Annotated in this window: 13 protein-coding genes and 1 pseudogene; 2 read left to right on the plus strand and 12 right to left on the minus strand. The window is 65.8% G+C overall.

Annotation, left to right across the window (positions count from 1 at the left end; translation table 11 throughout):
- Positions 1-6: 6 nt before the first annotated feature.
- The 7 genes from A7B18_RS13665 to A7B18_RS13690 all read right to left on the minus strand — a co-directional run bounded on the left by A7B18_RS13665 (position 7) and on the right by A7B18_RS13690 (position 5,095).
- Entirely contained in the window at positions 7-423 is a 417-nt protein-coding gene (locus A7B18_RS13665) for a c-type cytochrome (protein WP_102127251.1), read from the minus strand.
- Positions 424-453: 30 nt separating this feature from the next.
- Positions 454-2,193: a b(o/a)3-type cytochrome-c oxidase subunit 1 gene (locus tag A7B18_RS13670; RefSeq protein WP_219722130.1), complete on the minus strand. Its 1,740-nt coding sequence runs from the start codon at positions 2,191-2,193 to the stop codon at positions 454-456.
- 73 nt (positions 2,194-2,266) lie between these two features.
- Complete coding sequence (locus tag A7B18_RS13675) at positions 2,267-2,824, minus strand: cytochrome c oxidase subunit II (RefSeq protein ID WP_102127252.1); 558 nt, start codon at positions 2,822-2,824, stop codon at positions 2,267-2,269.
- 1 nt (position 2,825) lies between these two features.
- Positions 2,826-2,978: a hypothetical protein gene (locus A7B18_RS22020; RefSeq protein ID WP_180970159.1), complete on the minus strand. Its 153-nt coding sequence runs from the start codon at positions 2,976-2,978 to the stop codon at positions 2,826-2,828.
- A complete protein-coding gene (locus tag A7B18_RS13680) occupies positions 2,975-3,427 on the minus strand; it encodes a CBS domain-containing protein (protein ID WP_219722131.1) in 453 nt (150 codons plus the stop codon). The genes A7B18_RS22020 and A7B18_RS13680 overlap by 4 nt, the downstream gene beginning before the upstream one ends.
- Positions 3,428-3,875: 448 nt before the next feature.
- Complete coding sequence (locus tag A7B18_RS13685) at positions 3,876-4,691, minus strand: AfsR/SARP family transcriptional regulator (protein ID WP_102127253.1); 816 nt, start codon at positions 4,689-4,691, stop codon at positions 3,876-3,878.
- Positions 4,692-4,804: 113 nt separating this feature from the next.
- A complete protein-coding gene (locus tag A7B18_RS13690; protein ID WP_102127254.1) occupies positions 4,805-5,095 on the minus strand; it encodes a hypothetical protein in 291 nt (96 codons plus the stop codon).
- A gap of 107 nt (positions 5,096-5,202) precedes the next feature.
- On the opposite strand from A7B18_RS13690, the gene A7B18_RS13695 reads away from it, so the two are divergent.
- Entirely contained in the window at positions 5,203-6,084 is an 882-nt protein-coding gene (locus tag A7B18_RS13695) for an SMP-30/gluconolactonase/LRE family protein (RefSeq protein WP_102127255.1), read from the plus strand.
- Here the strand turns inward: A7B18_RS13695 and A7B18_RS13700 are convergent.
- Genes A7B18_RS13700 through A7B18_RS13715 form a run of 4 tightly spaced genes read right to left on the minus strand, consistent with a single transcriptional unit; the run spans position 6,081 to position 7,435 of the window.
- Positions 6,081-6,326 carry a YwbE family protein gene (locus A7B18_RS13700; RefSeq protein ID WP_102127256.1) on the minus strand — a complete coding sequence of 82 codons (246 nt, stop codon included), beginning with the start codon at positions 6,324-6,326 and terminating at the stop codon, positions 6,081-6,083. The two genes, A7B18_RS13695 and A7B18_RS13700, sit on opposite strands and share 4 nt — an antisense overlap.
- A gap of 6 nt (positions 6,327-6,332) precedes the next feature.
- Positions 6,333-6,677, minus strand: coding sequence for a type II toxin-antitoxin system PemK/MazF family toxin (locus A7B18_RS13705; RefSeq protein WP_102127257.1), 345 nt, complete (start codon positions 6,675-6,677; stop codon positions 6,333-6,335).
- A complete protein-coding gene (locus A7B18_RS13710; protein WP_102127258.1) occupies positions 6,671-6,907 on the minus strand; it encodes a type II toxin-antitoxin system VapB family antitoxin in 237 nt (78 codons plus the stop codon). The genes A7B18_RS13705 and A7B18_RS13710 overlap by 7 nt, the downstream gene beginning before the upstream one ends.
- 57 nt (positions 6,908-6,964) lie before the next feature.
- On the minus strand, positions 6,965-7,435 hold the full coding sequence (locus tag A7B18_RS13715) for a hypothetical protein (RefSeq protein ID WP_102127259.1): 471 nt from the start codon (positions 7,433-7,435) through the stop codon (positions 6,965-6,967).
- 92 nt (positions 7,436-7,527) lie between these two features.
- On the opposite strand from A7B18_RS13715, the gene A7B18_RS22025 reads away from it, so the two are divergent.
- The gene (locus tag A7B18_RS22025; protein ID WP_180970160.1) at positions 7,528-8,334 is read left to right on the plus strand and encodes a hypothetical protein; all 807 of its coding nucleotides are present in this window, start codon (positions 7,528-7,530) and stop codon (positions 8,332-8,334) included.
- Here the strand turns inward: A7B18_RS22025 and A7B18_RS13720 are convergent.
- A pseudogene (locus A7B18_RS13720) lies at positions 8,315-8,423 on the minus strand (IS5/IS1182 family transposase); the annotation flags it as partial. The gene A7B18_RS22025 and the pseudogene A7B18_RS13720 sit on opposite strands and share 20 nt — an antisense overlap.

An 8,423-nucleotide genomic window follows, 5' to 3' on the forward strand; every position in this document is an offset into this window, starting at 1 on the left:
TGAGGGTTACAACCCCTTGATGTACTCGTGCAGCGCCTTGATCTGGTCGTCGGTGGGGGGTGCCCCGTCCAGCCCGGTGTCCGCGAAGTGCGGCATCACGGTCGAAAGGGTCCGCCCGCCCGGCGCGTGCCCGTTCAGGACCGCCTCGGCGAAGTCCGCGAGCGCCCAGCCCTTCGTCTCCGCGAGGCTGGGGCCGACCCCGCCCTGGGCTTGCGCTCCGTGGCACCCGGCGCAGTTTCCGGCGTACAGCGTCTGTCCGTTGGGGGGCGCGGGTTTGGTGGAGGCGGCGACCACTGCCCCCGCGTTCGCGCCCGCAATATTCAGCCCTGCCCGGTATGAGGTCACCCCGATGGCCGTCCCCAGCACCACGAAGGTCAGGGCGGCGACGATCTCACGCCTGGAGAAGAAACGGTCGTCACTCACAGGTGTTGCCTCCTTTCTGGCCGAATCGCGTCACCACAGCCGCGCTCCCGGGACGAGCTGGGCGTCCGCGATCATCGGGCCGAGGACGGGGAGGTACACCAGCAACACGAGGAAGAAGGCAAAGACCGAGATGGCGAGCAGCGGCTCGGTGCGCCGGACGAGCAGGCTGGCCTCCGAGAGCTTCTCCCCAGCAGGGCTGATCGCCTCGCTGTAGGGGATGGGCACCGCGTCCCCGTCCTGCACACGCTTCGAAAGCAGCGTGCGGAACAGCACCCAGAAGAACAGCAACCCGCCCACGAGGAGGACGATGCCGCTCAGGCCCGTCAGCGCCTGCGGGACGGCGAGATTCATCTGGCGGTAGATGTCCTGCGCGGTGGTGCTCATCTGCGAGCGGCGCGGCACGCCGAGGAGCCCCTGCCAGTGCATCCCGAGGGCGAAGAGCATCATGCCGACGAACCACAGCCAGACCGACCAAGACGCCAGGCGCGGGCTGAAAAGCCGCTTGCCCGTCAGGTGCGGGATGAACCAGAAGGCCACCCCCATAAAGGTCAGCGTCGTCGCCGTGCCCACCGTGATGTGGAAGTGCCCGGGAATCCAGGCGGTGTTGTGCACGACCGGCCCGAAGGCCAGGCTCGCGTTCACCACGCCGCCCGCCCCCCCGAAGATGAAGGAGGTCATGGCGAGCACCTGCGCGCTGAAGGAGGCGTTGCCCCAGGAGAGGCGGCCTATCCAGCCGACGAGCCCCCGGCCTCCCCGCGCCCGCGCCCCGTCCTCCAGGCTGGCCGCCACGCTGAAGGCGGTCAGGAGGGTGGGCACGGCGACCAGGAAGGTCAGCAGCATGTGGATGCTCTTCCAGGTATTCGAGATGTTGGGGTCGGCGTACTGGTGGTGCAGCCCCACGGGCACGCTGAAAATCAGGAACAGTACGAAGGCCAGCCGGGCGAGCCCCTCGGAGGCGACGCGGCCCCCCGCCTGCCGGGGCAGGAAGGCGTACCACGAGATGTAGGCGGGCAGCACCCAGAAGTACACGATGGGGTGCCCGGTCCACCAGAAGAGCGTGCGCGCCAGCAGCGGGTCCACCCCGGAGGTCAGCCCCAGCGACCACGGGATCAGCAGGACGATCACCTCGACGACGATCCCGAGCGCGGCGATGGACCACATCAGCCAGGTGGCGACGCTCCCGAAGGTGACGAGCGGGGTGACCCGGCCCGGGTTCTCCCGCTTCCAGCGCCACCACGTGTGGACGACCTGCCCCGCGACGAGCAGGCTCGACCCCACCATCACCCCCGCGCCGATGTAGAAGAGGGGGCTCCCCTCCAGCGGCGGGTAGAAGGTGTAGAGCACGGTCGCGTCGTTCGTCAGCAGCGGCACGGCGGCGGTGAGCAGCCCGGCGGTCATCAGGAGGTAGGTGAACCAGGCAAAGCGCAGGTTGATCCGCGCGCCCAGGTCACGCACCGGGAGGTACAGCATCCATCCGCTGATGAAAAACTGGGTGAACACGAGCGCGTTCAGGACCCCGTGCAGGGTCAGCCCCTGGTAGTACGACTTGATCAGCGCCTTGAGCAGCGGATAGTCGTAGACGTTGATACCTGCGTAGTTGAACGCCTGAAGCGGGCCGAGGAGAATACCGACGAGCAGGGCCAGGAAGCCCGTCACGACGTAGTACTGGGTGACTTTCTTGAGGCTGGCGAGGTAGGCCGCGTCTGGCGTGGCGTCCGCACGGGGGCCGGACACCAGCGGCACGGAGGGGCGGAGGGGTGGGGTGGTCACAGGGGAGTTCTCCTCGAATGGGGCTGTTCAGAAATCGGCAGGCATCCTGCTTTTCCCGGCGACGGCGACCCCGCTAGGGCCGGGTCAGCGCCGCGGGCGGATCGACGATCACGCGGTTGATCATGCTCTGGTGGCCGATCCCGCAGTACTCGTTGCAGATAACGTGTTGCTCCCCCGGGCGGCGGAAGGTGAGGGTGAAGCTCGCCACGTGCCCGGGCAGAATCTCGGCGTTGATGTTCGTGCCCGTCACGTTGTAGCCGTGCACCACGTCGGCGGAGGTGACGTGGATGGTCACGGGCTGCCCGGCGGGCACGCGCAACACGGCGGGCTCGAAGTTGAAGGCGCGGGCGACCACGAAGGCCTCCAGGGTGCCGTCCGCGTTCTGCCGCAGGCCGGGGTGGGCGAAGGGCGTGGCGGCCAGGTTCTTCGGATCGACCCGCCCGCTGCTCACCCCGCTCGCGTGGCCGCCGCCCGTGCCCCTCAGCAGGGGGAAGGTGCCGGTGATCATGCTGCTGAACACGCTGGCAAACAGCAGCAGCAGCAGCGCGACGGCGATGCCCAGCCAGATGTTCTCGTACAGGGCGAGGGTGTGGTGGTCGAGGCGCCGCACGGGCCGGTTGGGGGCCGCCATCTCAGGCCCGCCCCTGGAGGACACCCAGGACAAGCATCCACAGGAAGATCAGGGCGAGGAGCAGGGTAGCGATCACCACCAGCGTGCCGCGCGGGACGGCGTGCGGGGCGTTGTCGTGATCCTCGGCGGGGGGGTTGGCGGAACGGTCACTCACGCGCGGGCCTCCTCGCTCACGGCGGGTGTGTCCGTCCCCGGCTCGGGCATCCGGGCGTAGTCGTGCAGCAGGTCGGTCACGGTGAGCATGCCCACCAGCATTCCGGCATCGTCCACGACGGGCATCCCGCCGATCTTGTGCCGCAACAGGGCGTAGGCGGCGTCCCGGGTGTCGGCCTCGGGATGGGTGGTCACCACGCCCCGGCGCATGACCTCCCCCACGGTGAGCGCGGCGAGGCGGGTGGTCGCCTCCCACATGCTGAGGGTGGTGGTGCGGCCCGGCATCACCTCGCGCAGGTCGCGGTCGGTCACGATGCCGACGAGCCGCCCGTCTTCGAGCACGGGCAGGCGGCGGATGCCCCGCTGGCGCATCAGCAGGGCGGCGTCGGGAACGCTGGAGTCGGGAGAGACGGTCACGGGCGAGCGGGACATGAGCTGGGCGACATTCATGTGAAGGCCTCCATAACGGGAGGCTCACGTCCGGCTGTTACGGGGGCATTACCGGGGGGAGGTCAGGCGCCCACTTCTCTCGTGGGTGGGTCGCGGAGATGCTTAAAGGAGGGGCAGGGCGTTCCCAGTGTGCTCGGATGCCTGGCCCGTTCACCCCCACCGGCCTCCCCCCAGGAGACGCCTGATGCGAAATGAGCGGTTGGGCGGTACGGCCTTTTTATCGTCTGGCACGAGGGCGAGCTGTGCTCGCTACCCCTCTCCCCAGCCCTCCGCTGCGCAGCTCTGCGAGTCACCCGCAAGGGGAGAGGGAGCAAAAGAACGTATCCAGACGATGTGTTTCCTGTTGCACATCAGGCGTTCAAGGGGGTGGAGATAAAAAGAACTGCGCTCTACCTGTTCACAAAAACCCCACGCGCTGTCGCCTCACGTGGGGCTGGGCTGGGGCTTCTTACCTCCCCAGGAAGGGAAGGGGTCCGGTCGCCGGGGCCGCCAGCACGGCGTCCGCGCAGGGGACCTCGCCCTGCTTGATGCGCTCGGCGAGGTGGGCGGTCTCGGACATGGGGGTGTCGCCCACCTCCTCGCGCAGGTAGCGGCAGTAGCGGCGGTAGTGCTCGACGGCCTCGTACTTGCCGCGCGTGGCGGCGAGGCAGGTCATCAGGCGCTGGTGGTGGTCCTCGCCGATCAGGGGGTCGCACTCGACCGCGCGGGTCAGGGCCAGGGCCGCCAGCGGGCACTCGCGCCGGGCGCAGTGGAGCATGGCGAGGGCCACGTACGCCCGCACCCGCGCCGCCCGGTGGTGCGCCCGCGCCGCGTCGGCCCACTCGCCGCGCACGCCCGGCAGGTACTCGCCGTCCGCCACCGCCAGCGCCCGCCGCAGGGCTTCCTCGCGCTCGGCGTCGTCCCGGGCGAAACGGGCGTCGTGAAGTCCCGCGTGCAGCGCGGCGGTGTCGCTCCGGGCCAGGAGCGCCGGGTGCAGCGCGTAACGTCCTCGAACCTCGGTCACCGCGTCCGTGCTTCCCAGCGTCGCCCGCAACCGGCACAGCGCCACCCGGAAGCGGTTCGCGGCGGCGGGCGTGTCCTCCAGCCCCCACAGCTCCGCGAGGATATCCGCCCGGTACGCCCCGCCCTCGTGCGCGTGGAGGTACCACAGCAACTCCTCGGCGCTGTGGGCAGGCCACGTCAGCGGCTGCCCCTCCAGGGTGACCACGGCGTCTCCCAGCGTGCGGAGGTAGAGGGTGGCGGGGATGGGGGCGGGGGCAGTCATGGCTCGTGACTCCTTTCACTTGTATGCTGCGCCTTTCCCGGAAGGCAGGTGTCCCGTTCCTAGCAAGAGAAACGCCCCTGACCTTTCGATTAGGAGCGCCCTTCCCGTCCGCCTCAGCTCAGCGCCGCGACCAGTTCCGCCTTGCTCATGCCTCTGCGGCCCTGGATGCCCTTTTCCTTCGCCCGGTTGTACAGCTCGTCGCGGGTGAGGTCGGCTAGCTCTGCGTTCGGGTTGCCCGTGCCCTGGGTTCGCCTATTCGGCGTGCGGCCCTCCTGTCGGCGGTGCTTGTTCACCGTGCGGGCGGCGATCTCCTCGGCGAGTTCCTCGGACTCGCCGCGCGCGAGCTCGCTCTCCTTGATGTGCTCGTACTGCCGCTCGTCCTTGTCGTTCCACGCTTCGGGCATACCCTGCCTCCTTGCGCGCACCGTAAGCCGGGAGGGCAGGCGAGGGGTAAGGGGGAGATGGAGGGACGTTGGACGAGTCCCGACCCACTTCAGGCAGGATGGGGACCATGACCCACCTCGCCGCGACCCGCCCCGAGTTCCTCGACCTGTTCCCGGAAGGAGCCGCGCTGACCCGGCTGGCGGAAGGCTTCACCTGGGCGGAGGGTCCGGTCTACCACCCGGGGACAGACGCCGTGATCTTCAGCGACGTGCGCCAGAACCGCACCTGGCGCTGGTCCCGCTCTGAAGGGTTGCAAGAGGAGATGCACCCGAGCCACCACCAGAACGGGCACACGCTGGACGCCGGGGGCCGCCTCGTCGCCTGCTCGCACGGCCAGCGCGCGCTCGTCCGGCAGGAGGAAAACGGGGCCTGGACCATTCTCGCCGACACCTTCGAGGGCCGCAGGCTCAGCAGCCCCAACGACGTGACCCTCCACCCGGACGGCAGCCTGTGGTTTACCGACCCCACCTACGGTATCGACCAGCCCGAGGAGGGCTACGGCGGCGAACGGGAGCAGCCGGGCAACCACGTCTACCGCCTCGCCCCGGACGGGACCCTTACCGCCCCCATCCGTGACCGCCGGATGCCCAACGGCCTCGCCTTCGCCGCACCGGGCGTCCTCCTCGTGTCCGACACCCACGACGACGAGGGCCACCTCTACCGCTACCGCGTGAGCCCGGACGGCACCGTCACCCCTGAGGGCCAGTGGGCCACCATCCGCCCCGGTGTGCCCGACGGCTTTCGGGTGGACGACTCGGGCCGCGTCTGGACCAGCGCCGGGGACGGCGTTCACGTCCTGAGCCCAGGCGGCGAGGAATTGGGCTGCATCCTCGTGCCCGAGACCGTCTCCAACCTCTGCTTCGGCGGGCCGGAGGGGACCGAGCTGTCCATGACCGCCAGCAGCGGCCTCTACCACCTCCCCACGCGGGTGCGGGGGCTGCGGCTTTAGCCCTCCTCGCCTCCGACCACCGCCTGCACGCGGCCCACCTGCCCGCTCGTGAGGCGGACTTTGATGCCGTGCGGGTGGGTGGCCGATTTGGTGAGAAGCTGCGCCACCACCCCGCGCGTGAGCCTGCCCGTGGGCTGGTCCTGCTTCTGCACGATGTCCACGGTCACGCCGGGGCGAATCTGGGAGCGGGGAGGGGGGGTCGGGGGGGGAGGATAGGGGAGGGGGAGCGGGCGGCTTTCCATCACGGATTACAGGCCCAAGACCAGCCGCAACCCGGCGTCTACCTCCTGCATCGCGCTCACGCTTAATGCCGAGACTCGTTCCGTCAGCTCGGCCCTGTTCAGGGCGACAAGGCTGGACACGTTCACCACACTGTCTTTTGGGAGGCGCGTTCGGTTGGTTTCTAAAAGGACGTTGCCAGGGGCAGCCGCTCGCGCAAGATTGCTGGTCATTACTGCGACGATGACGGTGGCGATGCGGCTTCGGTTGAAGCTGTCAGCCTGCACCACCAGCACCGGGCGGACGTAAGCTGGACGGCTGCCGATGGGCTCGCCCAGGTCAGCCCACCAAATTTCGCCGCGAGCGATTACCACTCGTTTGCCTCGAACGCTCGACGCGCCGCCTCTCGCCGAAAGTCATTGTCCTGCTCAGTACTTGCACCATACACACGGTCGAGTGCTGCCGTCACGTCCTCGCCATTGTGCCGGGCCAAAAACTCGCGAAGGGCAGCCCGGTAGAGTTCGCTGCGGGTGAGACGCAGCTTCTGCGCCAGAGCCTCAGCTTCCGCAAAAGTTTGGTCGTCAAGGGATATAGCGGTCTTCATGGCCGAAGTATAACTCAGTTATACCTTGACACCAGAGGAACAAAGAGGCTGAGAACTTTACAGCCATTGCTCCTGATCCACCCACGCCCCCAGCCGCTCCAGATCATCCGGCACCGCGTACAGGCACACCCCGAGTTGATCCCCCACGCTGAACGCCGCGCCCCGGCAGACCACCCGCCCGCGCTCCACGCTCGCCCCCCACGCCAGCGTGAACGACCCGGCGGACGACGGCGCCCCGTGGTCTCCCTCCACCGCCGCCCGCACCCGCTCGGGCGTCGCCTCCCGCACGTCGTACCGCATCCGGAACCACCGATACCCCGCGTCCTGCACCAGCACCACGCGCCCCCACCCCGGCCCGCCCAGCAACTCCCGGGTCAGGGACAGCCACCACGCCCGCACGCCGGGCGGCACGTCCTCCCACCCGTCGGGCCGGGACTCCGCCGCCCAGATGCAGGAGAGGCGGGCGTCAGGGGGAGGGTGGATGCGGGCGAGGGCGTAACGGAGGTCGGGCGAAGATCGAGTGGTCATAAGGCGGTTTTAGAGTGGGAAGGTGAATGCTGGAACGAAATGGGGCGTTCGTCTAGAATCTAGATACTCTCTTAGAGGAGGCTACTTACAAAATGGGTGCCACATCGGAATTCAGGCGAGATTTGCAGTCGATTCGTCTCTACTATCTATCAACCCTTGAGTCTTATCACTCCTCCATAATAGGACATAGGAATTCCGACAAGGACATTGTCAAGATTACTACCACACCGAGTAAGGGTACTAAATTAGTTTATGTAGATCACAACTACTACATATTTAAAGAGGATCACATAAGAAACTTAGAGTCAAATCAATCAAAGCTCAGACTTTCTACTGCTGTATCTTTAATGTCAGCCCTGGAAAAGTATCTAAAAAGTGTTCTTATGGTCGTATTTCGCAGCGTGCCGAAACTATTCTCTAACATTAAGTCTAGTCAGGAGATGGATTTTGGTACTATAATTCGATTTGGCAACTACTCCAATCTAACGTCTCACTATTTAGAGAAAGAAGTGAGGAAAATAGGAGAAAGGAGCCTCAAGGAGAACGCGGACTATTTCAAAAAGCACCTTGATATAGATTTACAAACTCTAGGCGTTAGGTGGGAGAGAGTTTTACAAACCTCTAAATATAGGAACGCGATAATACATTCAGATGCAAAAATTAAATTTATGGATGGTAAAACTTCAACTATAAGTATAGATCATTGGGGTCTCTTGCAAACTATAGATGATTTGTATGCTCTAAGCGTCTATATAGGTAAAAGAGTACGGGAAATCATAACAGAACATAGCAAATCGACGAAGCACGGCATTGCTCCTAAATCTATTGTTTTGTTGTCTATAGATTCTCAATACTTTGACTTAGAGGCTGCCAAGAAGGCTATGCAAAAAGGGGCTTGAGGTTGTTGCACAGCAGAACGCAGGCGGCCAGGAAATGGAACCCGACGAGGGTGGACGGCAGCCGCTCCAAGTCTCGTCCCAAGCGCCGG

It is taken from the genome of Deinococcus planocerae (assembly GCF_002869765.1).
In the GTDB taxonomy this organism is placed as follows: Bacteria; Deinococcota; Deinococci; order Deinococcales; family Deinococcaceae; genus Deinococcus; species Deinococcus planocerae.